Below are 25,203 nucleotides of genomic sequence, written 5' to 3'. Positions count from 1 at the left end.
AGTTTGCAATGGCAGCTTGGTCGCCCAATGTGACTTGAGTGCCATCGGCTTTAGTGTAGCTGATTGATACAATGTCTTCAGGTTCAATGGTACTCCGCTGCCAAGTTTAACGTCGACTGTTGTGTCTTTTGTGCTGAGTTGGTCTTGTGCAATACGGAATACTAAAACATTATCAATACCTTCAACTGATTCAGCATCTAAGGCTTGAATACTAACTATAGGTGGATAATCCACAGAGATAGTCGCTGGGTTAGATGCCTTGCCTGTTTTATCAGAAACAATGTATTCAATTGGGGTGGGATCTTTGGTAAATCCAGCTTCTGGTGTGAAGGTTACTTTGCCTTCTGGGTCAACTTCCCATGTCCCTTCGCCAGGTACGGTTACGCTCTTTCCATCTTCAGAGATGGTGCTGCCGTCTGGTGCTTTACTAATGACTACTGTGCTTGGGTCAAGATCGTTTTCAGGGTCAGTATCGTTACCTACTACGTCGATAACAACAGGTGCTCCACTAGTGCCTTCTTTTAGGTCGTCATTGGCGGTTGGTGCTGTTTGTGGATAATCCACAGAGATAGTCGCTGGGTTAGATGCTTTGCCTGTTTTATCAGAAACAATATATTCAATTGGGGTGGGATCTTTGGTAAATCCAGCTTCTGGTGTGAAGGTTACTTTGCCTTCTGGGTCAACTTCCCATGTCCCTTCGCCAGGTACGGTTACGCTCTTTCCATCTTCAGAGATGGTGCTGCCGTCTGGTGCTTTACTAATGACTACTGTGCTTGGGTCAAGATCGTTTTCAGGGTCAGTATCGTTACCCACTACGTCGATAACAACAGGTTCTCCACTAGTGCCTTCTTTTAGGTCGTCATTGGCGGTTGGTGCTGTTTGTGGATCTTTATCGTCATCATCATTAAATAAAAATGGGACTAATCCAAGGCCTAACCACCATGGAAAACCGGCCGGTGCTGTAATCCACCAAGGGGTTAACATTTCTTCTCCCCCTAGAGCGGCACCTTCAACATCGCCCATCTCTAGTTGGGTAACATAGTCATAAACTTCACCGGTATCTGGAATATAGTGATAGTAACTATCATCTTCAGCGATACCAATTAAGGCTTGTTGATCATTATCGTAAAAACCTTCAATAATTAAGTCTGTGTCCTTACCTTCACGCTCAAACGATACATGTAAGTCATTGTCGACACGTTTGGTAATAATATGATTCGGGGCACGGCCAATGGATTCATCAAAGAATTCATAGTTAACGTCTTTTTCCGCTTTAATTATGTCAATATGACCATCTTTTGTAATAACGCTAATTTCATTAATTGTTTTTGCTGTGTCATGTGTTTTTACGATAATGTTCTTCATGGATAGTTACCTTTAAATATTATTAATATGCTTATAATGCTGTATGCGATTGGGTGTATTAGTTAAGTATTTGGTTGCCGTCTTGGTCGACGCGGACTCGTTCATTAATGACGGCAATGGTACGGCGGTTTAATTGCATACCCTCTTTAGTACTGTTAGTGGCTCTTGGGCGTAGTTCGCCATAGCCAATCGCTGATAAGCGGTCCGCAGCAATGCCAAAGCGATTAATTAGCATGTCTTTGACTGCGACTGCACGGCGTTCAGATAGTTTCTGGTTATAAGGTTCGCTTGCTCGACTATCTGTGTGCCCCTCTATAACGGCGGTTGTATTAGAGTAGAGGGTCATGAAGTCAGCGACTTCTTTCACTTCGTTTACAAATTCTGGTTTGATAATGGCTTTGTCTGTATCAAATAGTACTTCAAGTTCAATACTGACTTCTTTTTCAAGTACAGGGGCTTTCATAATGGGAGGACAGTTTGGTACCACTCGGGTAATTTGATGGGCTTGATAGTATTTGTCTTTAAGGGCTTCTAAGGCGCTTTCTTCTTCAATTTGTTTGATTGAAGATTGTCCTTGCTCATCTATATCAATAAAAAAGAAGTAGGCCCCTTTTTCTTCTAGTTGGTAATCCTGAGTGGCTAATAGTAAATCATTGGTTTTTAACCCGGTTATTTCGCCACTTAAACGGTTGATACCGGCACAGGAGTAAACTTGAGTATAGTTACCAGGGTGTAGGCTGACTTGATATCTGTCGTTGATGGCGATATTGGCGCTAGATTGTTCAGGGTCGTTGTCTTTTGCTCTAATAAAAAACAGGCTGGTACTGTGCTCAGGTATTGGTTTATTCAATAAATCTTCTGGTTTAATTGCCTCTTGTTTGTGCCACATTACATGACCTACTGCTTTTCTATTCGCTTCGTCAACTATGTTAACGGCATTTGCAGGTGTAATCATTGAGCCAATAGTTAGGGCGGTTAAAGATAGTGCTAATATGTTTTTTTTCATTTTTTAATTGACCCTGATAACAAAGATTTAAATTAAAGATTCAATGAGAAGTAGTGAGTTTATCGAGTTAATCGCAATAGTATTTATATAGGTAATTTAGTATTTATAGGTAATTTAGTATTTATAGGTAATTTAGTTTACTTTATGAGCAATTATTGTGCCAAATACATAATATTGTTAATTTTATAGCTGTAAGGTAATTAATACCCGATAATCGGTAATTGGCATTATAGTACAACAGTGAGCATTTGTTTAATACGAGGATAATCTGAATAAAATAGGCTACATATGGTCTGTCTATAATTAAAAGTGAATGTATTCAAGATACTAAAGAATAATGACGAGCTAGATAATGGAAAAAATCATTAAATTCTTAGCATCATATTACACAAATGCTATACAAAAATTACAATAGCCCTTATGTTATTTGAATAATAAATAACTGGATTTTATTAAGACCTTTATATTTTATAAAGTAGTTTATAGTTAACTAGAGACTCTAAAGTCTTAGAGATGTAAAGGATATAGCAGTGGCAAACTTTAAAAGGATAAATTGGTTCAACAATACTGGTGTGTATAATGCGTTTGATCATAACTGCAATGCGATTATGTAACCCTTTCAGACAAGGTTGACTGAATCAAATAAATCAGAGTGTGATATAGTTTGGGAAGCTCATCAATAACAAACGCAATCCCCACAACTCTACACGTATCTCTCTAAATACATAGAGAAACAGACATAAAGACAAGATATAACTTCTAAGATATTAGCCTATAGTCCCTGATATATTAGCAATACCTTCCACACTACTCAATCATTGAAAATAAACTATTATGTCAATTTACGATGTTACAGCTTTGAGAATAACTCATAAAACCTCTCTATTAACATTATTAGGAGGGCTATTTCTGATAACTTCTTGTAGTACAATCTCTCTAAAGCAAAATTCATCTCTTCAGAACATCGAAAAACAGCGTGGGAATATAGTTACTAGGAATGAGTTCAGTGACAATACTCGGTCAACTTTGTTATCTGCGGGTATAGACGATGTAGCCTGTCTTCAACAGTTTGAAATTTGCTTAAATCAACTTAATAAAAATGTAATCAATAAAAATAACAAACAGTCATTGGCATTATTGGCGGAGTTACATTTAGCAAAAGCAAGGTCGCTTAAAGACATAGAGATTTGCAATGAAGATTTATTAAGACCCCCCATCGACCCATATTATGCAAATGCGCCACTACCTGAGAAAGAAAAAAAAGCACTAGAGGATAAGATAAAGCAATGCCAGATAAATTACCGCAACCATTTATTAGAAGCCATAAAAACCAGCTATGCCTACTTATTTTATGATAGGCTCAAAGCTAATAAATCAAACATTGCGGGTTCTACAACGCCTAAAGCAAAGTACTTACCAACTGATTCAGACATTCAAACCCAAGACATCTATGAATTTTCTGCCGATGCGCTAATAAAACTGCTTTATTCTGAACAAATTAAAAAAGATAAATCTATTCATATTTCCTCGTTTAGTGAAGCTTTATCGACGAGTAATAAAGCTAATAAACATTCAAATACTGCGGCTAATAACAACAATAACATCGTCAAACTATTGAATTTCAAAATTGATAATAACTATAAGAACATAAATAATAAAAAATCGACTTCTATTGACTTGTTTATTCCTAACGAACCTGAATATATATCAACTATGAAACAAGTTGATCACAATGTCAGTGAAATTTATGCCAGCCATGACTTAAACTTTTCTGGTTTAAACTTTATCAGTCAGCGTGAGGGTCTCGGTATTAGCTACGTGACCTTACTTAACGATCGCACAACAACCTCTGTAAGAAACCTAATAAAATCTGGTGGACGCGAGCTAAATGTTAAGGATCCTGTAAAACGTATTCACCGTACTGGTAATCTAATACTTAGCGCCGTGGTTATACCAAAAGGCAATACTATTGAACAGGTTCTAAATACAGATAGTCTTAATATTGAACTCTATAACCCACATCATACAGATACCATCAATATATTGGGTAATCCTTATTATTTAACGGGCAATTTTTCAGCCAGCTATGGTGTATGGCTTTCTGAAAACAATTTAGATAACGTCGGATACTTTAGTCTGTTATCAAAACAACAATCTTTAATACTTCCTCAGTTATTCATGCTTGAACCGTATAATCCAAATAAACATATTATTATTATGTTGCATGGCCTAGCATCAAGCCCAGTAACATGGGTAAGGGTTACAAATGATATTTTTAATGATGAAACACTACGCAATAATTATCAAGTCTGGCAGGTCTTTTACCCCACTAACATTCCAATACTTGAAAACCGCTATCAAATTCAAAAATTAATCGAGACTGCATATCAAATAAATGACCCCCAAGGTCAGCATCCTGCTAGCAAGCATAGTGTATTAATTGGACATAGTATGGGTGCTGTCATCAGTCGGATGATGCTAGCTGACGCAAATCTGGAAACAAAAATTCAGACAATGGATAAAGTAGAACAACATAGACGCTTAAATGATCTCATTAATAAACAATTGGATGAGCAAAATATTAGGGACAGGCTTCAATTGCATCCCCTGAGCAATGTAGATAGAGCCGTATTTATGTCAGCTCCTTTTAGAGGCACCGACTATGCCGATCAATGGTTCACATTAGCACTGCGGCGTATTATTGAATTACCTCTTGGATTTGTGCAAACCATTAAAGGAAATTTAACAAGTATGGTATCTGAAGGAGAGTTAGCCGCAAACCCTTTGGGCGCACTCTATTTTGAAAATGGTGCAAGCCAGCTAAGCGATAAATCATCTTTTATGGCGCTTACCTCCGACTTAAAAATTTACGATGGTGTGACCTATCATTCGATTATTGCTAATCAAGATGACGACATTACAAGAGGGCTAGCCCAATTACAGTCTTTGTCAGATGCACAGTTAGATTTATCAAAGAAACAAGTGGTATTAGCAGATGTTAATCCAAGTCAAGCCTCCTTTAATAAAACACAAGAGTCTAATGACCCGATGGCTGTGCCTATGATTGCATCCGTCAATATTTCTACTGAGCTTTCACAAACGCTCTCTGAAAGTCTATCTGACGGTATAGTCCCATACGAAAGCTCTCATTTAGAAGGGGCTGCTAGTGAAACCATTATATCTGGGACTCATAGTATCCAAGCTTCGCCTCAAGCAGTTATCACACTACGAAGAATATTACATGAGCAACTTAAAGAACATCCAGTGGAGCATCATTAATATCTTTTATTGAACCTTTTAATTAACAACCACCTTTTAATTAATAACTGTCTGCCCTATAAAATTGCATTGAAAAAGAGGCAAAGTAACAGACTTACTCGGCTAAAGACTTGGCAAGCTAAAGAACTAAGTACACACCTGAATTTATTACAACTCTAACAGTTGTTGCTTAATTGGTTTAAAGCTACGCCTATGCTCAGGCAACACCCCTAGATCTTGTATGGCTTTGACGTGTGCTTTTGTCGGATAGCCTTTGTGTTTCTCTAAGCCATATCCTTGATACAATAGACCATCTTCTATCATTTGTTTATCCCGTGTTACTTTTGCTAATACGCTAGCTGCGGCAATAGCAGTATGTCGCGCGTCACCTTTGACACATGCCTCAGCCACTATCTTGTCGCCAAAGCTTTTACCCAAACCCTGCTTAGATAACGTCTCCCAATCAAATAGGGGTATTTGATTGCCATCAATAAGCAGGTTGTATTGCACCCAGTCTACATGGCTTTGATTTGAGGTTTCAATTTCTGTCTTTCCAAGACTGACAGTATTAGTCAACACTAAGTTATTTATAGAGTGTTTAAACTCGACCATCAAATGCTCACAAGCCACTCGCATGCCGGTTAATGTTGCTTGTAATATATTCAGCTCATCAATAACCGCAGCAGGCACCTCAACAATAATATAACCAAGCGCACTTTGTTTTAATAGTGGAAATAATCGCTGACGTTTTATCTCAGTAAGTTTTTTAGAATCTGTCAGTGCAGCCAATGAAGTATTACTCAGCAATGACTGTTCAATTTGACCAGATAACTGATGCGGTAATATGACAGCCGATATGACAACACTACCATATAAAGGACCACGCCCTACTTCATCTACCCCAATGTCAAACTTGATCGGTTGTATGTTTGTATCTACGCTTTCAATCGCAGTCTCACTCACGTTATGTAGAATGTCTTGTGCAATCGCCTCATCACAGATTTCTCCAGTGACTTTAATAGGCTGTTTTAAAAAAAAATCGGTTATTGCCGGAGAAAAATCGGATTGCTCTTTAAAGCGCTCGTTAATAGTCAATATAGGAATACTGTGAATAAATTGGTTAATTTGGGTCATTGTATATCTTATATAATGAAAATAGGTGTTGTCGACGGGTATGATTGAAACGCAAAAATATAGGTATATGCCGATAAACAAACATACCGATAAAAACCTGACTGTCAAATAAGACATAAAATAAAAGCATAAGGTTTACAACAGCTAGGGTATGATTGATTAGGGCATATCATCGTTTAGATTAAGAGTACACAGCTTAAATTTATTGTTTGCTTAATGACATCAATTAAACAGGTCATGCCATGTATTTATCACTGCAGAAGTAGGCGTTTGATTGCTCTGCTCTTTTAACCATTTGGCGGTGTCACGCAATGTTGACTGATGTTGTTGATAGGCTCGTGGCATTAACAGCTGTGTTACGGCACGGCAAATATTTTCTCCAGTTGCCTCAGCTTGAATAAGCTCAGGTACAATCTGCCTACCCGCTAAAATATTAGGCAGAGACACATAAGGGACTTTGACTAATCGTTTTGCAATGGCATAGGTCAACTTATTCATTTGGTATACCACTACCATTGGTCTACTTAATAGCATTGCCTCTAATGTGGCCGTACCCGAAGCCAATACAATTAAATCTGACATTGCCATAATGGACTGGCTAAAATGTGTTTTTGTTTGGGTGTCATCATAAGCAACTGCTACTGAACTACGTAACGCCTCATCCCGCTTTTCAATCAACTCTTGGACGATATATTGATGATTTTTGTCTATGGTGGGAATGACAAAGCATAAATGCTCATCCACCAGCAATAATCTAGAAATAGCATCCAGCATTAAAGGCATAATAGACGTAATTTCTGAACGCCTTGAACCCGGCATCAGACATATTATCTGGCTGATATCCTTTTGACGTTTAGAGAAAAAATCTTGTAACTCTGGGTTATTCCAAACAAGCTCACGCCTATGTTCTAACGTCGGAATATTGACTAATGAATCAGGTAAATTATGCAACAAAGGGTGACCAACACAAATGGCAGGGTGATGGTGTTGTTTATAGACGTCTAACTCAAATGGAAATAAACAGAGTACCAGATGAGTAGCTGCTTTGATTGACTCAATACGTGACTCTCGCCATGCCCAAACAGAGGGACTGACATATTGAACGCAATAGATGTTTTTTGGCTTTAGTTTTTTGGCGACACGTATATTGAAATCTGGGGCATCTATACCAATAAACCAATCAATATTTTCCTCATCAAATGCTTTTATTAACTCACGGCGAGCTTTTAATAAGTCGGGTAAATGCTTGACTACTTCAACCAATCCCATCACTGCTAAGCGCTGTAAGGGAAATAACGAATTAAGGCCTTGTGCCTTCATCTTTGGTCCACCCACACCAACCCATTTTATTGCACTGCTTAAAGCATTCATTTGTGCCATAAAGTCAGCGCCTAAACTGTCCCCAGAGGCTTCACCGGCAACAATACCAATGACAAGTGAGCCGTTATTTGTGTACGATTGGATTGCAGGGCTAGCTGACATGGCGAACTCTACTTTAATAATAATGGGTTTGAATGATGCCGAAATTTGTGACTAACAGAGAATTTTTAGACTAAACATGAATTAAGTATAACAAATATTTTGCTTGACTATTCTTTTTATCACGCTTTCATTGCGCCTTTGCCCTTGTCAATCGGTATCTAACGCCTCATAATAAAGTAATAGTTTCATATAATTATTCCTTATTGTTATCAGCTTCAATTTATGTAGGGTTGTAAACTGAGCACTGAAACCTTATTTACTAGACAGCTTTATTCAAAAACATTTAACAGGCTAAGTGTTTGTTTAATAGCTTGTATTTTTTCATGACATATTTGATACTACAGTTTAGTGAACACTTATTAGCTGAACAACTCAACTATTATAATATTTCAAACTATTTTAATAAAAACATAAACTAGGCAGAACGGTTATGAATACAATATCGACTACCCATAATGCAGACATTGACGATGTGAATATTGAAAAATTTATACCTTTAATAACACCAAATAAATTAAAAGCAGAATATCCTTTATCTAAAAAGGCTCACGATACCGTTCTTCAAGGGCGTACGACAATCCAAAATATTTTAGATGGTAAAGACCATCGCATATTAGTGGTTGTAGGACCCTGCTCTATTCATGATATCAAAGCTGCTCATGAATACTCAGATAAGTTAGTTGAGCTAGCAGAGGAGTTAAAAGATACCATTTATATTGTGATGCGTGTTTATTTTGAAAAACCACGTACGACTGTAGGCTGGAAAGGCCTTATCAATGACCCTGATATGAATGATAGTTTTGATATCGAAAAAGGTTTGCGTATGGCTCGAAAGCTGTTACTTGATTTAAATGAAAAAGGGTTACCGTGTGCAACTGAGGCGCTTGACCCTAATACACCTCAGTATATGCAAGATCTCATAAGTTGGTCTGCTATTGGCGCACGCACAACTGAGAGCCAAACACATCGCGAAATGAGTTCAGGTTTATCATGCCCGGTTGGATTTAAAAACGGAACTGATGGAGGTTTAACCGTGGCGGTTAATGCAATGAATGCCGTGAAGTATGGTCACAACTTTTTAGGATTATCAAGTGATGGTCAGGTTTGCATTATTAAATCCAAGGGCAACCCCTATGCTCATGTTGTATTACGTGGTGGTAATGGTAAACCAAATTATGACCAATCTTCGGTTGAAGAAGCCGAAAATGCCCTAGAAAAAGGGAATGTTAAAGTCAAGGTTATGATTGACTCAAGCCATGCCAACTCAGGCAAAGACCCCTACCTACAGCCAATGGTAATTCAAAATGTTGCAGAACAAATTAGCAATGGCAATAAATCTATCATGGGTCTGATGATAGAAAGCCACCTTAAAGGTGGTAATCAAAAACTAACCAGTGATATCACTCAGTTGGAATACGGCAGATCAATCACTGATGGCTGCTTAGACTGGGATAGCACAGTAGCGGCTCTACGCAACTTACGCAATACCATTAAAGATGTGTTACCAAATCGTTAATCAGCGCACAATAAGTCAAAACAAACAAAAAAGACGCCTAAATAAATTAGGCGTCTTTTTTGTCAATATCCATAAAAGGATACGATCTAGTTAAATTTGATAGCTCATCTTCTTATTGTCTCATAGAGAAAATAGTGACAAATTCTAAAGCAGAGTGTTAAGCAAATTTGACATAAGTGTACTTTTTATAATCGAATAATTTTTGGATAATTTATAGATAGTTGGTTGACATTAGCTACCCTGCATCAAGTAAACTGTGCAAGCTTTCCTTAACGTTTTTAGAACTTACTACTCTCTTAAGGTCTTCAAGGTGTGATTGAGCAGTACTACGAACAGGCTCTACAAGCGTATACCAACGAGATAGAGATTGTAGTAACCGTGAAGCCAAGACTGGATTAGTCTCATCCAGTTTAGCAACCACTTTTGTATATAAAGCTAGGCCTTCTTCAGTCCATAATTTAGTTGGTTGCGATGCAAAACTGCTGATAACTGCTCTAATACGGTTTGGTGTTCCCCAATCAAACTGTGGATGGTCGACTAAGGTTTGTATTTGGTCAATTGTGGCATGGTCATCAGATGCTTGAGTACTGAACCATAAATCTATGACAAGGGCATCATCAGCAAAACGCTGGTAAAAGTCAGCAAGTGTAGCCTCTTTATCTACATGCTGATGACGAACCATAGCCTGTAGCGCACCTAAGCGCTCGGTCATGCACTGAGCATCTACATATTGTCTTTTTGCCCAGTCGTGGGCGTTTTCCATACCTGCAGTCAACGCCATATCCAGCACTACATTTCGCAATGCGCGTTCGCCTCTTGCTTCCGGTGTATCTTTATACGGTTCAATGGGCAAGCTATTATAAATGGAGCCCAAATCTGGTTTTAAAGTATCAGCTAATTTTAGCTTCAAACTCTCTCTTTTTTGCTTCATATCAGCAGGTGTGTAGTCTTTATTTATGGCACTGGCCAACTCTCGTTCTGCTGGAATGTCCAATAATCTAGCAGCAAGCATGGCATCAGTATCTGATAAATCAATAAATGCTTTTTTGACTGCTTGTAAGTAAACCTCTGCATTACTGTTTTGCAATAAAATTTTATTAACCAATGCTTGCGCATTTTGCCATTGATTAAAACCGCTAGTTTCATGAGCCAGTAAAAATGCCAGTTCATCATTACTATAGTCATATTTTAGCTGAACTGGGGCACTGAAATTACGCAGTAGGGAAATGACAGGTTCGACACCGTCCACCGTTTTAAGAGCAGTAAATTCAAAGTCTTTACTGGCCTCATCAAGTATAAGCAGGCGCTCTTCAAGCATCTCTCCAGTGAGGCGATCAAATACAGCAGATGCCACTGGTATGGGTAAAACTTTTGGCTTATCATAACCTGAAACCTGACGGGTATTCTGGGAAAGGCTAACCGTCAACGTTCCTGTCTGCTTATCAAACCCTTGCTGCCCTGATACCACTGGTGTTCCAGGCTGTGTATACCAATCAAGAAAGTGCTCAACTGACACCCCATTCGCACTTAATGCCGATAACCAGTCCTCAACTGTGACGGCTTGCCCATCATAGCGCTCAAAATAAGTATCCGTACCTGCCCGATATTTATCACCCAACATATTGGCTAGCATACGGACAATCTCTGCACCTTTTTCATACACAGTTGTGGTATAAAAATTATTAATCTCTACAAAATGATCTGGACGCGGAGGATGGGCTAAAGGTCCAGCATCTTCACTAAACTGATACGCTCGTAATATGGACACATCATCAATACGTTGAACGGCTGGCGACTGTTGATCCGCCGAAAATGATTGGTCACGAAAAACGGTTAGCCCCTCTTTTAAACATAACTGAAACCAGTCTCTACAAGTAATACGGTTGCCAGTCCAGTTATGAAAATACTCATGCGCCACAATCGATTTTACATTAAAACTACTTGCATCAGTCGTAGTTTCAGGACTGGAAAGCACACAAGCGGTATTAAAAATATTCAGCCCCTTGTTCTCCATTGCACCCATATTAAACTGACTTACTGCTACTATCATATAACGATTTAAGTCATAGGCCCGTCCATAGTTTTCTTCATCCCAATGCATGGCATCCTTTAAAGCTTGCATTGCGACATGGCATTTATCAATGTCGTGGGACTTTGCATATATCTCAAGCTTGACGTCACGACCTTCAATGGTAGTATAGGCATCTTCTAATACGTCTAAATCTGCAAACACACAGGCAAATAAATAGCTAGGTTTTTTAGTTGGATCCCGCCAAATTGCATAATGGCGATTGGCATCGCCCTCAAGCTCTCCAGTTTCGACTAAGTCGCCATTAGCAAGTAGCGTCGGGAATTTTTTATCTGCTTCCAAACGTGTGCTGAATGTAGCAAGGACATCGGGACGGTCTGGATAATAAGTTATCTTACGAAACCCCTCTGGCTCACACTGAGTCACAAACATAGCATCACTGCCCTCTCCTGCAATGTATAAGCCTTCAAGTTCTGTATTTTTTTGAGGTTCGTGACGCACACTAATGGTTAAAATCACTTCATCAGGTGCATCAACTATTACCAGTTGCTCCTCATTAACGTCATATTCAATATTAGAGAGGACTTTATCATTCATTTTAAGTGATAATAATGTCATATCCTGACCAAACAATACCAAATTACCTTCGTATTGACGCTGCATTTTTAGAACACTGTTAACAATGGCATGGTCTTCATACAATTTGATATCTAATGACACGTCCTCCACCTGATAACTTGGGGGTGTATAATCTTTGAGATATATTTTTTGTTCAACAGTATTATCATTATGGGTTAAACTGGGCATATTTTTCTCGATTTTATTAAAATTTATAGGCATTGCTTTCGGCTATCTAATATATTGTTATAAAACGCTTATTTTCAAGCAATTTATCTCACATCACAAAAAGAATCATTATGTTACCTATATCGCATCCGCAACCAGATACCCAATCTAAATCTGAACATAGTCAGTTCATGAATTATTTAGTAAAATACGTGGCAAAATTAATTGCACATTTATATGACAGAACAAGTCATTCTAGGAATTTTAATAAAACCGTCAAAGTCCTTTTGATCGACGATATGATCGCTGATATTGAGCTATTAACGAGTAATCTGAATCATGCACTGAACAGCTTAAGCAATATGAAGGTTTTAGGCGGTATACAAATTGAGACTACCCATATATCGTCGAGTGTATTTTTACTAAAACCCTATGATATGCGCTATGACTTAGGTATTTTTATTCATCCCTTATTAATGTCCTCTGCGGTGCCTTTGAAAAACTCAGTGAATGGTTCGGAAAAAAATTTGCAGAACATCAGAATGATAGCAACTCGCCTACGTGATTTATTTGCTCAGCAAAGTGTTTTATTCATGCCTCATTACCAAAATGATATAGTGTTCAATGAGTTAGGCTATATGCTGTCCAGCAATGATCAGCTTTCTGAGACTCAGATTGACTGTTGGCAGTTTAATATATTTGATTATAAACATAAGCCTGACTGGCTAAACTCAAGATATTGGGCAAACCCCGAAAATTATGACAAGTATCGTTGGTAATTACCCTGAAAAAAGTGTTTTTTATTAACTTAGTGCTTGTTAATACGCACAAATTTTGCCATGATTGCTTATTAATTATGTCTTAATAAAGCGATGAGGCATACATTTATAAGTTTTTAAGCGATACTATTTATGAATTATAATGCTGACCTCAAAAGGATGGCAAAATAGTCCAACTCATTAACTACCACATATTTAGAGTATAAATAAAAAGGAAACTAGAAATGAACTCAATTATCAATTCAGTTATTAAAGTAACAAGCTTATCGCTAATTTCAGCTGCACTTGCGGTATCAACAGGCTGTGCCACTAAACGCTCTAACACATCTGAAGTTGTCGTTGCTCCTATGGGTGTTCCAGGTAATGCGATTTATGATAACGGCTCATTAGTTAACAATTCAAGCCAGATCCAGAATGCTGCAGAAAATGTACGCGGTATTGTTTACTTTGCATTTGATAGAAGTGATATTGATGCGCAAGCCGCCAGTATTCTTGATGATCAAGTGTCATTTTTACTCAGTAATCCGACGGCCAATGTCTTAGTGGCGGGCCATACAGATGAGCGTGGTAGCCGTGAATATAACCATGCACTCGGTGAGCGTCGTGCTCAGGCAGTAAAGAATTATTTAGCAAGTAAAGGGGTTGAAGATGTACGTGTGCAAACCATTAGCTATGGTGAAGAGCGCCTTGCTACACTAGGTACTGACGAAGCTTCTCATGCACAAAACCGACGTGCAGAACTTTCTTATTAAGTTTTAGCTTATTTAAAACTTTATTATAGTCACACCAATTTCAACTTACAACAAGGTGTCCTAGCGCAGGCTATACAATAGTATCGCTAGTGAGTAATAAGACTGTATTAATTTAATATTGTGATGACTATATCAAACCCAGCCCTCGCTGGGTTTATTTTTGGACGACTCATGTATGCTGCCTTATAACCTAGATATGACTTTACTAGATTTTACTTTAAATAGTATCAGGCTAAAAAATATTGAATACTTTGCGTTTAGCAATCAAGGTAAAGCATCCGCTTACCTTGATTCAAATACGTTTATCTGGGTAGCCAGTGCAGAATTTGATATTAATAACCCGCTCACTTTTAATCCAGTTACTATCTCGTATGACACCGGAAAATCTAAACAGCTGAAGAATCAGCAAGTAGCGGTCCGCCAGCTTTTATATCAAATTATCAAGACAGCTCGTTTAAACACGGATATAGACAATATCATGCTTGATGAGACAAAGTACCCATACCGATTAAAACCGAATGGGTATTTTGTTAGCTTTTCGCATAGCAGAAACCGGGTTGCTTGTGCCCTATGTCGTAACAAATCTATAGGCATTGATATAGAACTTAATCCCGTGCCATTGAGTATCGCAAAACGCTTTTACAGTGCCAATGAGATTGATTGGATAAATAGCTTAGAGGATCATAGTAAACAAACAGCCATAAATTTATTATGGATGTTAAAAGAAGCCACCATCAAAAGAGATATAGATAAAAATTTAATGACGGGTCTAACAAAAGATTTAAAAACAACTGCTGAGCAGTTATTAATTCCCAATAATACAAACACTTTGAATAGTCAAATTAGCTTAAATACAGGCGACAATGACGATTTGCCCGCTCCACATTCTGCATCAACGTTTCAACATTTATATTCAGCATATGGTTTATACCTATATTTGAACGTGTCAAATACAGAAATTGTGGTGGTTGTCTAATACTTGAATCTATACCAAACCATCTAAACCCCTTAAAAATCTAAATTTAAGCCTAACCACCCCTCTCCTTTACTCATTGCAACTTTTTTAATCCACTGTTTGTAGAGTTTAAACCCCCATTTATAATAACTAAGATACAAAAAAAGCGACCCTAAGGCCGCTTTTCTTAAACATTTGTGTAATTAAAATAGATTAGAAGCGGTAAGTTACACCAGCTTTAACGATTGGATACCATTCCAAATCACTATCATTGATCTCTTGTTCGGCTTTTTGTTCAAAGTTATTACCTTTGTCGCCAACGATCTCAGTACCTTTAACGGTTACTTCAGAATCAAGGTCGCCCATATAAGCAGCGCCTGCTTCAATAAAACCACCCCATTTATCATTGATATTAGGACGGAAACCTAGGGTTGCATATGGGGCAAGCTTGTTTTTATTTTCAGCTTTCATCTCAACAGTAGTATCATCAGGAATTTCAAATCTCTCACCATCGATAGTCACTGGAGAAAATCCTTCACCATTATCTTTAGCGGTAATAGAAGCGTCTAAAGAGTTACGAGGAACCATCACACCACCAGCAACTGTAAACCAGTTCTGAAATGGGCGCATTTGCACGCCAATATATGGATTGCTAAAGTCTACGTCGTACTTAAAGTCACCTTTAAAATCTTCATAGCCGTCGCCTAAAGCCTTCTCATAGTTAATCCATGAATCATTTGAATTAAATTCATCATCACCATCAAACTTCATCCCTGTCCAACCAGCTTGAAGCTCAGTTGACTCATTAACACCCCATGCAATATTAGCACCATACCCTAAAGTACCGATTTCAGCGCTAACCGCCGCTGGATGAGTTACTGTATCAAATAAAGTTCTAGCAGTACCTGTTACAGCACCAGTAGTGTTGGCTAAAACACCAGCATCTTTATTATACTGATAAGAATCAGTAGAAGTGGCAGCCATTGCCATTGAAGAACCAAATACTGCAGCAGTAATTGCAGCTAATTTGAAAAGTTTCATAATAACTCCAAAAGTTAAGATATATAATAACCATAAGTAATTAAAAAAGCACAAAGCAGATACTTACTTATGGTTGCCCAGTTGTTGAGTGTATTAAACACTTTTTTGTAATAAATGTCACTGACTTAAAGCGACCTTTTATTTGGTATTCTGTAATTTTTGCTTACATCTTGTAAGTAACCTTGCAAAATTAGGCTAATTTATGCTTTTAGGCTAATTTATGCTTAAAAATGCAATGTTTACAGCGATAATCTCAAGATTTCTCTTAAACTTTCTTATTATAAAGGAATGTCTGCAACAAACTATACTTAAACAAAAATTCCTTATATATTCTCGCATAATCCTACGGTTAACTAGAAAGTTCAATTTAAATCTATAGATTATTTTATCTCCTACGGGTGTCTATATTAGGACTAATTATTTTATTTCAAGCGCTGCTATGTTCATAAATATAGGCTTATATTGAGAGTATAGCTTTGATTACTTACATAGCTTATTTTACTTAGATGACTTTATAGCTAACATCTATTAGAATAGTTAGATAACCGAGAGGTGTTGCACCAGTTTGTTTCGCCAGTACATTTTAGAAGTCAAAAGGCGATTTTTTAGTCTACTGCTATAATTCTAATGTATCGGTAAAACAGTTCTGTCAGGCTCGGTATGCTACTGCGATCAACCAAAATCTTATAGTCTCAATTTTGACGATGATACCGTTATCCTTTTTACATTTCTACCTGTTAAAGATATCTATGTAAGTATAGATTAGCTTCTTATGACATAGCTCTTAAGACAGGGTACGTGAGTTATGGGTTAAAACTTTATCAAGATAAATCAGTAGCAAACAAACAACGACACCTGCGCCTCATTTTAATTTACTCTAATCATTAACTAGGAGCTCGAGATGGACGCAGTGTCTAATATCGATTCGAAACAACCTTCCCATTTTACAGATTATAAAGTTGCTGATATCAGTTTAGCTGAATATGGTCGCCATGAAATTTCACTAGCTGAAGCTGAAATGCCGGCGCTTATGGGTTTACGTAAGCGCTATAGTGTTGAACAGCCTTTAGCAGGTGCAAAAATTCTTGGTTGTATCCATATGACCATTCAAACGGCGGTGCTTATCGAAACACTAATAGCACTCGGTGCTGAAGTGCGTTGGACGTCTTGTAATATTTTCTCCACTCAAGATCACGCTGCCGCCGCTATTGCTGCCAGCGGTGTTTCTGTATTTGCTTGGAAAGGTGAGACGGAAGAAGAGTATGAATGGTGCTTACGCCAACAGCTTTTTGTGGGTGGTGAAGATAATGGCAAGCTTTGGGATGCTAACTTAATATTAGACGATGGGGGCGACTTAACTGCCCTTATTCATAATGAGTATCCTCAGATGCTTAAGACCATCAATGGTATCTCTGAGGAGACTACTACTGGGGTACATCGTCTGATTGATATGTTAAACAAAGGTACCCTTAAAGTACCTGCTATTAATGTTAACGATGCAGTCACAAAATCTAAGAATGATAATAAATACGGTTGTCGACATAGTTTAAATGATGCGATTAAACGTGGTACTGATATGCTACTTGCGGGACGCCGTGCCTTAGTCATCGGCTATGGCGATGTTGGTAAAGGGTCTGCTCAAAGCCTACGCCAAGAAGGTATGATTGTTCGTGTCTCTGAGATAGATCCCATCTGTGCTATGCAGGCCTGCATGGATGGCTTTGAGCTTGTATCTCCCTATATTAATGGTAACAACACCAATTCAGCTGATAGTGTCAATACTCGTTTATTGCAAGACACTGATCTTATTGTAACCACTACTGGTAACTACCATGTGTGTGATAAGCACATGCTCGCTGCTCTAAAATCAGGTGCTGTTGTTTGTAATATTGGTCACTTTGATACTGAGATTGACACTCAATTCATGCGTGACAACTGGAATTGGGTAGAAATTAAACCACAAGTTCACCAAGTGTATCGCTCTGGAGATAAAAAGGATTACTTAATTTTATTATCCGAAGGTCGTCTGGTCAATCTTGGCAATGCCACAGGGCACCCTTCCCGCATTATGGATGGCTCGTTTGCTAACCAAGTTTTGGCACAAATGTACTTGCATGAAAGAAAATTCTCTGAGTTACCTGTTGATGAGCAAGCAGATAATCTATATGTTCGTGTATTACCAAAAAAACTTGATGAAGAAGTTGCTGCTGCGATGGTTGCTGGCTTTAATGGTGTGATGACAAAACTGACCCCTGAGCAAGCTGACTATTTAGGTGTTCCGGTTGAAGGGCCCTTTAAACCTAACGACTACAAATACTAGCTGACAATATCAGCCTAGAGAATCAGTACCTAAACAGCCTTGTTAACTAAGAAACTTTATTTTTATATCGAACTTAAAGTTGGCAGTCAAGGCGGTTGTTCATATCACTAAAGGTCTAGGGCATGTCATTATTTAATTATCACGTCTTCATTTAATTATAATGACCTGCCCTAAAATAGGCTAACCAATTATTCTCATCAAGGATAAAAAATGAATAAGCCAAAATTCTCATTTGAATTTTTTCCCACTAAGACGGATGAAGGTGTTGAGAAACTGTGTCACACCTTTGACTCTCTAAATGAGCTATCTCCTAGCTATTTCTCAGTCACGTATGGGGCGGGTGGTACTACGCGTCAACGTACGTTAGGAATTGTTGACGCACTACATGGTCGCTCTGACACCCCGATAGTACCGCACATTTCATGCATCGGCGATGACAAGTCCGAAATTAGTAATCTACTAGCGCATTACAAATCGATTGGTATCAGTCGCATCGTAGCGCTTCGTGGAGATTTGCCATCTGGCCAAGTAGGCATGGGGGAATTACCTTTTGCCGTAGATTTAGTTCGCTTTATTCGAGAGCAAACTGGAGAGCATTTTCACATCGAAGTGGCAGCGTATCCTGAAATGCACCCACAAGCTAAAAGCTTTGAATTTGATGTTCAAAATCTCATTAATAAATTTGAAGCAGGTGCTAACTCAGCTATTACTCAATTCTTTTATAATGCGGAGAGCTATTTATACCTACGGGATTCGTTAGAAAAACGTGGTGTTGATACTACCAAACACTCTCTCGTTGCCGGTATCATGCCGATTATTAACGCTACCAGCTTAATACGTTTTGCTGATAGTTGTGGCGCTGATATTCCACGTTATATACGTAAACAATTGGCAGATTACGGTGACGATCGCAAATCGATCCGTCAGTTTGGTTTTGAGGTTGTCCATCGCTTATGTGAGATTCTAATAGAAGAAGGCGTTCCAGGGTTGCACTTTTACAGCATGAATCGTATTGAGCCTAATAAACGCTTGGTAGAATCATTAAATTTGACTTCTACTAACTTAAGCATTTAACGTCATGCGCCGATTTTTCTATAATGCCAATTTAAACTCATACTCTGATCATTCGGGTTCGGGTGCAGCCTATTGTCCCTCTGAGTCATTGAATAGCACGTATAAATGGACTCGACTTAATGATTTGGCTTTAGAGACTACTTTCGCACTACCTGATGAGGTATATCATCATTGGTGCCGCGTACTTCGTGCCAAAGCTGGCGACCAAAGTATTATGTTTGATGGTTTAGGTGGTCAGAGTGTCATCGAACTACAAACAATCGATAAAAAAACAGCCGTTGCTCGTATCATCGCCCATAATAATATTGATAACTCTCCAGAATACTACAGCACTATTGCCATTGTGATGAGTCGGGGAGATAAAATGGATTATGCTATCCAAAAATCTACGGAGCTCGGTGCAACAGCTATTCAACTTCTAACCAGTCAATATGGTGAAGTCAGACTAAAAGCCAATCAGCTGGATAAAAAACTCAATCACTGGCAACAAGTCGCGTTATCCGCGAGCGAGCAGTGCGGACTTAACCGCCCTACTGTCGTTTTATCGCCACTGCCTATCGAAGCATGGCTAAAAGGAGAAGTGGGTAAGGCTCATGACAGTGTGTGTTATTTAATGGATTCAGATTTTTATCAATCCTACCTACAAGAGTCTGCTTTATCCCTTGTTTTAGCCGTACCAAGTCAAGAAGAGCTATTAACAATAGATGCAGATGACGCAATCAATAGGCATTTTAAGATTCGAGCAGATGAATCCCATGCCTTTATACCTCGTTTTGATGTTTTAATTGGCGCAGAAGGTGGTTTGTCGAATGCAGAATATCAGTTAGCACGTCAAGCAAACTATCTACCATGGCAACTTGGCAATCGAATACTACGCACTGAAACCGCACCTGTAGTGGCCTTATCTACTCTGCTATATATGAGCTCTAAATAAGATAGATTACGATGTTAGCTCTCTCTTATTAACTAGCTTTCTCTTATTAACTAGCTCTCTCTTATAGCCATGTTAAAGAGTCGATTCAATTTCACTTTAACCCTGTTTTGAATAATAAGTTAGTTAAAACGACTCTGGCTGCAAAGTACTCTAACTTTAAAATGCTATAAGTTTACACTGCAATCAATAGTGACCTATTATTCTGCCAACTCCTCGTTCTTAGCACCAAACAATTAAATTCTGGTTAATTCAATATTTTTTTTGTGACCCATAAGTCTTTGCCGTTGCTTGTAAAAAAATGGCTGACCCTCTATCTTTTCATAATTAAAAAGAGGATTAGTGACAACTCTATTTCGGCTCTTGTCTGCCTTAATTATTTATAAATCTAATCTTACAGTTAAATTTTATATAGTTTGCGGCTATGCGAATTATAGAAGATTACATTTTCGTGTACCTCATTAACCCACTTTTTAGACATATTAGACATAACTAGGGGCTGTTGAATATTTCTCCTCATAAGAAAATTACTCTCAAACCTGTACCATTGCTATGATGACATGGTAGATATTCAACAGACCCTATTAGCCATTAATTTGATAAGCAGAGCTTTGGTTTAGGTCAGCTTACCCTGTTAGGCCAATAGCCAATAATGAGAGTACAAAAATATCATTTACCCAACTTTAAATAAAAAAGCTAATCCAACCCAACGCTATTTTACTAACTAAGGATAATCTCATGCAATATAAAGCCCCTTTTCGTGATATGCAATTCGTTTTACATGAGCTATTAGACAGTACATCACATTATCAGAGCATACCTCAATATAATGAAGTGGAAAGTGACATTGTAGACAGCTATATTGAAGCCGCTGCTAGCTTTGCAGAAAATGAACTAGCCCCTTTAAACCGTAGTGGTGATGAAGAAGGGTGTCAGTTTAATAATGGCGAAGTAACGACACCTAAAGGTTTTAAAGAAGCCTATAAACAGTACAGTGAACTTGGATTTGCAGCTTTAGCTGCTGAAGAAAAGTTTGGTGGTCAAGGCATGCCGTTCTCATTAAGTACTGTAGTTAATGAGATTGTTGGTTCTGCAAACTGGTCATTTTCAATGTATCCTGGTTTATCTCATGGCGCTATCGCTACCCTTGAACACCATGGTAACGATGAACAAAAAGCGACCTATCTTGAAAAAATGGTTACGGGTGAATGGTCAGGTACTATGTGTCTGACAGAAGCGCACGCAGGTTCTGACTTAGGATTAATACGCACTAAAGCAGAACCTAATGAAGATGGTACTTACAGTATCACTGGTCAAAAGATCTTCATTTCAGCAGGTGAGCATGATATGACGGATAATATTATCCATATCGTATTGGCTCGACTACCGGGTGCACCAGCAGGTACAAAAGGCATTTCACTATTTATTGTACCCAAATTTAATATCAATGAAGATGGTAGCTTAGGTGAGCGGAACCATGTAACTTGTGGTTCTATTGAACATAAGATGGGTATTAAAGCATCTGCTACTTGTGTTATGAACTTCGATAGCGCAAAAGGCTATTTAATTGGTCCTGAAAATCGTGGCCTAAATTGCATGTTTACGTTTATGAACGTTGCCCGTATTGGCACTGCTGTACAAGGTGTAACCGCTTCTGAATTAGCATTCCAAGGGTCACTTGAGTATGCTAAAGAACGGTTGGCCATGCGCTCATTATCGGGTGCCAAATCTCCTGATAAAGAAGCTGATCCCATCATAGTACACCCTGCGGTTAGAAACATGTTATTAACTCAAAAGGCGTTCGCAGAAGGTGGACGTGCCCTAATTTACTATTTATCTATGTTTGCGGATACAGTGGATAAAGGTATTGGCGAAGAGCAGCAATATGCAGATCAAATGCTTTCTTTACTAACCCCAATTGCTAAGGCATTCTTAACTGAAACGGGTTATGAAGCAGCCAACCACGGTATACAAGTATTTGGTGGTCATGGTTTTATTCGTGAATGGGGTATGGAACAGAACGTACGTGATACTCGTATCGCTTGTCTATATGAAGGTACCACTGAAATCCAATCTTTAGATTTGCTAGGTCGTAAAGTGTTGGGATCACAAGGTAAAATGTTAGCTAATTTCACTAAAGTTATTCATAAATTCTGCCAAGAGCAAGCTGATGATGACTCTATGGGCGAATTTGTTCGTCCATTGGCTAAGTTAAATAAAGAATGGGGGGATATAACAGCGCGTATCGGCATGCAAGCGACTGAGAACCCTGATTCAGTGGGCGCAGCAGCCGTTGATTATATGTATTTCAGCGGATATGTTACTTTAGCTTATTTATGGGCTCGTATGGCAGCAGTCTCTAAGAAAGCGTTGGCGAGTGATACCACTGAAAAAGATTTTTATGATGCTAAAATTAAAACGGCACAATTCTATTTTGCTAAATTATTACCGCGCACTCGCACTTATGTAGCCCGTATTGACACTGGTACTGAGCCATATATGAGTATGAGAGTAGACCAGTTTGCGTTTTAGTAACAAACGTTCTTAATACTATTTAGCATAAAGATTAAATGCTACTATTTAAGTTAGTAGCATTTATGCATAAAATTAATAGCATTCAAAGTTAACTTAGCCTATTTATTTAGCCTACTTATAGACATACTTATTTAGAACCACATATCTACTTAGCGTGATATATTTAAAGTCCTAGTTAAAAAAGCTTAAACCAAACCAGTTATTGCTCATCTCAAAATTAAATCAAAGGATAAACTATGTCAGTTTACAACCCACCTCTCGACGATATGCGTTTCATGCTAAACGACGTCTTCAAAGTTGAAGACTTTTGGCAAGCCAACGAAAATCTGTCTCATGTTGATATGGATACCGTCAACATGATTTTGGAAGAAATGGCCAAGCTGTCAAAAAATGTGATACTTCCCTTGAATCGTAGTGGTGATGAAGAAGGTGCGATCTATCAAGGTGATGGTGTCGTGACTACTCCTGAAGGTTTTAAAGACGCATATAAGCAATATGCTGAAGGAGGCTGGATTGGCCTTGGTGGCGATCCCGAATACGGTGGTCAAGGCTTTCCTAAAATGGTAACCATGCTAACCGAAGAAATGCTTTTTACTACCAATCAAGCATTTGCTCTATACCCGAATCTAACCGTAGGTGCGACACTTTGTTTACTTGCTTCCGGCTCAGAGGAACAAAAACAAACCTATTTAAACAAGCTCTATAGTGGCGAATGGTCTGGTACCATGTGTTTAACTGAGCCACATGCTGGAACAGACTTGGGTATTATTAAAACCAAAGCCGTTCCTAATGATGATGGCAGCTATGCAGTCTCTGGTACAAAGATTTTTATAACCGCAGGTGAACATGATTTATCACAAAATATTATCCACTTAGTATTGGCAAAAACACCCAATGCGCCTGAAGGCTCAAAAGGTATTTCACTTTTTGTTGTCCCTAAATTTATAGTCAATGAAGATGGTAGCTTGGGAGAAAGAAATTCCTTAGCTGCTGGCTCAATTGAACACAAAATGGGTATCAAAGGCTCAGCGACTTGTGTTATGAACTTTGATAATGCTAAAGGCTGGATGGTCGGTCAAGAAAATACCGGTTTGGCGTCTATGTTCATCATGATGAACTATGAGCGTGTGACTATGGGCCTACAAGGGCTAGGTGGCACTGAGCTTGCCTATCAAAATGCAGCAGCATATGCTAACGAGCGTGGGCAAGGTCGCAGTGACACTCAAATTCAAAGCCCAGAAAAGCCAGCAGACGCTATCATTCATCATGCCGATGTACGCCGAATGCTTTTAAACGCTCGTGTAACCTCTGAGGCTTCTCGTTGCTTTGCTATGTATGTTGCTAAACAATTAGACGAATCTAAATTTAGCGTTGATGCAGACAATGCTCAAGCTGCTGCCGCTCGTGTTGCCCTATTGACCCCCATTGCAAAAGCCTTCCTAACTGATAAAGGGTTTGAAGCAACGGTTGACTGCCAGCAAGTGTTTGGTGGTCACGGTTATATTCGCGAATGGGGAATGGAGCAAATTGTCCGTGATACTCGAATTGCCCAGATTTATGAAGGCACTAATGGTATTCAAGCACTCGATTTACTTGGTCGCAAGATTGCACGAAACAACGGTAAATATCTTGAAAACTTTGTCGGCGAGATTCGTGATTTTATTGCAAATATGCATGCTGAGCACGAAATTAAACAAGCGACTCTAGATGCGGCAGATACCTTAGAAACTTTAACGAAGACTGTTATTGCGAATATTGCAAACCGTAAGAGTGAAATTAATGGCTGTGCTGTGGATTACCTACATGCCATGGGCTACTTATGCTTTTCTTACATGTTCGCCATGATGGTAGAAGCGGCGCATGATAAAGAAGGTGAGTTTTATGCTAATAAGTTAAAACTCGCCAGTTATTACGTTGGCCGTGTTTTGCCTCGTCTTCACGCCCACGCAGAAATGGTTAAGACAGGCAGTGATCCTATAATGGACTTTGATTTGTCTTATTTCGCAGCGAATGTTAGTTAAATCATATTCATTAGAATTTTTAAAAAAAGACAGCTTTTAAAAGCTGTCTTTTTTATTCCTAATTTTTTTAATCTACTTTTCCCACTTAGCCTTATTATCATAACTGTCATTGACAACACTAGTATGAATAGAAAGATAAATAGATATCAATCAATAATAAAGCCTTATATATAAGTAATACCTGATAAGTAATATCTAAGGTTACAGTAACGCACAAAT

General features: G+C 38.4%; 16 protein-coding genes. 10 read left to right on the top strand and 6 right to left on the bottom strand.

Going from position 1 to position 25,203, the window contains the following annotated elements; all coding sequences use genetic code 11:
• Both AC2SLL_RS01510 and AC2SLL_RS01505 read right to left on the bottom strand, forming a co-directional pair.
• Positions 1-1,365 (bottom strand): Ig-like domain-containing protein (locus AC2SLL_RS01510; RefSeq protein WP_486529897.1); only part of this gene is annotated, 1,365 nt, incomplete at its 3' end.
• Positions 1,366-1,423: 58 nt separating this feature from the next.
• The gene (locus AC2SLL_RS01505; protein ID WP_486529896.1) at positions 1,424-2,371 is read right to left on the bottom strand and encodes an OmpA family protein; all 948 of its coding nucleotides are present in this window, start codon (positions 2,369-2,371) and stop codon (positions 1,424-1,426) included.
• Between the two features lie 834 nt (positions 2,372-3,205).
• On the opposite strand from AC2SLL_RS01505, the gene AC2SLL_RS01500 reads away from it, so the two are divergent.
• On the top strand, positions 3,206-5,650 hold the full coding sequence (locus AC2SLL_RS01500) for an esterase/lipase family protein (protein ID WP_486529895.1): 2,445 nt from the start codon (positions 3,206-3,208) through the stop codon (positions 5,648-5,650).
• Positions 5,651-5,797: 147 nt separating this feature from the next.
• Here the strand turns inward: AC2SLL_RS01500 and AC2SLL_RS01495 are convergent, their stop codons facing one another.
• The gene (locus tag AC2SLL_RS01495; protein ID WP_486529894.1) at positions 5,798-6,763 is read right to left on the bottom strand and encodes a ribonuclease HII; all 966 of its coding nucleotides are present in this window, start codon (positions 6,761-6,763) and stop codon (positions 5,798-5,800) included.
• Positions 6,764-6,985: 222 nt separating this feature from the next.
• A complete protein-coding gene (lpxB, locus tag AC2SLL_RS01490) occupies positions 6,986-8,245 on the bottom strand; it encodes a lipid-A-disaccharide synthase (RefSeq protein ID WP_486529893.1) in 1,260 nt (419 codons plus the stop codon).
• A 430-nt stretch (positions 8,246-8,675) separates the two neighbouring features.
• On the opposite strand from lpxB, the gene AC2SLL_RS01485 reads away from it, so the two are divergent.
• Positions 8,676-9,761, top strand: coding sequence for a 3-deoxy-7-phosphoheptulonate synthase (locus AC2SLL_RS01485; RefSeq protein WP_486529892.1), 1,086 nt, complete (start codon positions 8,676-8,678; stop codon positions 9,759-9,761).
• Positions 9,762-9,996: 235 nt separating this feature from the next.
• On the opposite strand, the gene pepN is transcribed toward AC2SLL_RS01485, so the two are convergent.
• The gene (gene pepN, locus AC2SLL_RS01480) at positions 9,997-12,597 is read right to left on the bottom strand and encodes an aminopeptidase N (RefSeq protein ID WP_486529891.1); all 2,601 of its coding nucleotides are present in this window, start codon (positions 12,595-12,597) and stop codon (positions 9,997-9,999) included.
• A 110-nt stretch (positions 12,598-12,707) separates the two neighbouring features.
• Here pepN and AC2SLL_RS01475 point away from each other — a divergent pair, with 110 nt between their 5' ends.
• From AC2SLL_RS01475 to AC2SLL_RS01465, 3 genes are all read left to right on the top strand, one after another.
• Positions 12,708-13,355 (top strand): DUF6231 family protein, encoded by a 648-nt coding sequence (locus tag AC2SLL_RS01475; protein ID WP_486529890.1) that lies wholly within the window; start codon positions 12,708-12,710, stop codon positions 13,353-13,355.
• Between the two features lie 224 nt (positions 13,356-13,579).
• Positions 13,580-14,107 carry a peptidoglycan-associated lipoprotein Pal gene (gene pal, locus AC2SLL_RS01470; protein ID WP_486529889.1) on the top strand — a complete coding sequence of 176 codons (528 nt, stop codon included), beginning with the start codon at positions 13,580-13,582 and terminating at the stop codon, positions 14,105-14,107.
• A 175-nt stretch (positions 14,108-14,282) separates the two neighbouring features.
• The gene (locus AC2SLL_RS01465) at positions 14,283-15,083 is read left to right on the top strand and encodes a 4'-phosphopantetheinyl transferase family protein (RefSeq protein WP_486529888.1); all 801 of its coding nucleotides are present in this window, start codon (positions 14,283-14,285) and stop codon (positions 15,081-15,083) included.
• 192 nt (positions 15,084-15,275) lie between these two features.
• Here the strand turns inward: AC2SLL_RS01465 and AC2SLL_RS01460 are convergent, their stop codons facing one another.
• Positions 15,276-16,103, bottom strand: coding sequence for a hypothetical protein (locus AC2SLL_RS01460; protein ID WP_486529887.1), 828 nt, complete (start codon positions 16,101-16,103; stop codon positions 15,276-15,278).
• A gap of 901 nt (positions 16,104-17,004) precedes the next feature.
• On the opposite strand from AC2SLL_RS01460, the gene ahcY reads away from it, so the two are divergent.
• The 5 genes from ahcY (at position 17,005) to AC2SLL_RS01435 (ending at position 24,984) form a co-directional block, all read left to right on the top strand.
• Positions 17,005-18,423, top strand: coding sequence for an adenosylhomocysteinase (gene ahcY, locus AC2SLL_RS01455; protein WP_486529886.1), 1,419 nt, complete (start codon positions 17,005-17,007; stop codon positions 18,421-18,423).
• Positions 18,424-18,633: 210 nt separating this feature from the next.
• The gene (metF, locus tag AC2SLL_RS01450; protein ID WP_486529885.1) at positions 18,634-19,497 is read left to right on the top strand and encodes a methylenetetrahydrofolate reductase [NAD(P)H]; all 864 of its coding nucleotides are present in this window, start codon (positions 18,634-18,636) and stop codon (positions 19,495-19,497) included.
• A gap of 4 nt (positions 19,498-19,501) precedes the next feature.
• On the top strand, positions 19,502-20,431 hold the full coding sequence (locus tag AC2SLL_RS01445) for a 16S rRNA (uracil(1498)-N(3))-methyltransferase (protein WP_486529884.1): 930 nt from the start codon (positions 19,502-19,504) through the stop codon (positions 20,429-20,431).
• A gap of 735 nt (positions 20,432-21,166) precedes the next feature.
• Positions 21,167-22,960, top strand: a complete 1,794-nt coding sequence (locus AC2SLL_RS01440; RefSeq protein WP_486529883.1) for an acyl-CoA dehydrogenase C-terminal domain-containing protein — start codon at positions 21,167-21,169, stop codon at positions 22,958-22,960.
• A gap of 239 nt (positions 22,961-23,199) precedes the next feature.
• Positions 23,200-24,984 carry an acyl-CoA dehydrogenase C-terminal domain-containing protein gene (locus tag AC2SLL_RS01435; RefSeq protein ID WP_486529882.1) on the top strand — a complete coding sequence of 595 codons (1,785 nt, stop codon included), beginning with the start codon at positions 23,200-23,202 and terminating at the stop codon, positions 24,982-24,984.
• The last annotated feature ends 219 nt before the right edge of the window (positions 24,985-25,203 follow it).

This window comes from Psychrobacter sp. CX97, from assembly GCF_057396285.1.
This window is presented reverse-complemented; position numbering and strand designations above follow the sequence as displayed.

Coding starts and splice junctions, on each gene's coding strand:
- AC2SLL_RS01505 (WP_486529896.1), bottom strand. CDS start 2,371: ATGAAAAAAAACATATTAGCACTATCTTTAACCGCCCTAACTATTGGC.
- AC2SLL_RS01500 (WP_486529895.1), top strand. CDS start 3,206: ATGTCAATTTACGATGTTACAGCTTTGAGAATAACTCATAAAACCTCT.
- AC2SLL_RS01495 (WP_486529894.1), bottom strand. CDS start 6,763: ATGACCCAAATTAACCAATTTATTCACAGTATTCCTATATTGACTATT.
- lpxB (WP_486529893.1), bottom strand. CDS start 8,245: ATGTCAGCTAGCCCTGCAATCCAATCGTACACAAATAACGGCTCACTT.
- AC2SLL_RS01485 (WP_486529892.1), top strand. CDS start 8,676: ATGAATACAATATCGACTACCCATAATGCAGACATTGACGATGTGAAT.
- pepN (WP_486529891.1), bottom strand. CDS start 12,597: ATGCCCAGTTTAACCCATAATGATAATACTGTTGAACAAAAAATATAT.
- AC2SLL_RS01475 (WP_486529890.1), top strand. CDS start 12,708: ATGTTACCTATATCGCATCCGCAACCAGATACCCAATCTAAATCTGAA.
- pal (WP_486529889.1), top strand. CDS start 13,580: ATGAACTCAATTATCAATTCAGTTATTAAAGTAACAAGCTTATCGCTA.
- AC2SLL_RS01465 (WP_486529888.1), top strand. CDS start 14,283: ATGCTGCCTTATAACCTAGATATGACTTTACTAGATTTTACTTTAAAT.
- AC2SLL_RS01460 (WP_486529887.1), bottom strand. CDS start 16,103: ATGAAACTTTTCAAATTAGCTGCAATTACTGCTGCAGTATTTGGTTCT.
- ahcY (WP_486529886.1), top strand. CDS start 17,005: ATGGACGCAGTGTCTAATATCGATTCGAAACAACCTTCCCATTTTACA.
- metF (WP_486529885.1), top strand. CDS start 18,634: ATGAATAAGCCAAAATTCTCATTTGAATTTTTTCCCACTAAGACGGAT.
- AC2SLL_RS01445 (WP_486529884.1), top strand. CDS start 19,502: ATGCGCCGATTTTTCTATAATGCCAATTTAAACTCATACTCTGATCAT.
- AC2SLL_RS01440 (WP_486529883.1), top strand. CDS start 21,167: ATGCAATATAAAGCCCCTTTTCGTGATATGCAATTCGTTTTACATGAG.
- AC2SLL_RS01435 (WP_486529882.1), top strand. CDS start 23,200: ATGTCAGTTTACAACCCACCTCTCGACGATATGCGTTTCATGCTAAAC.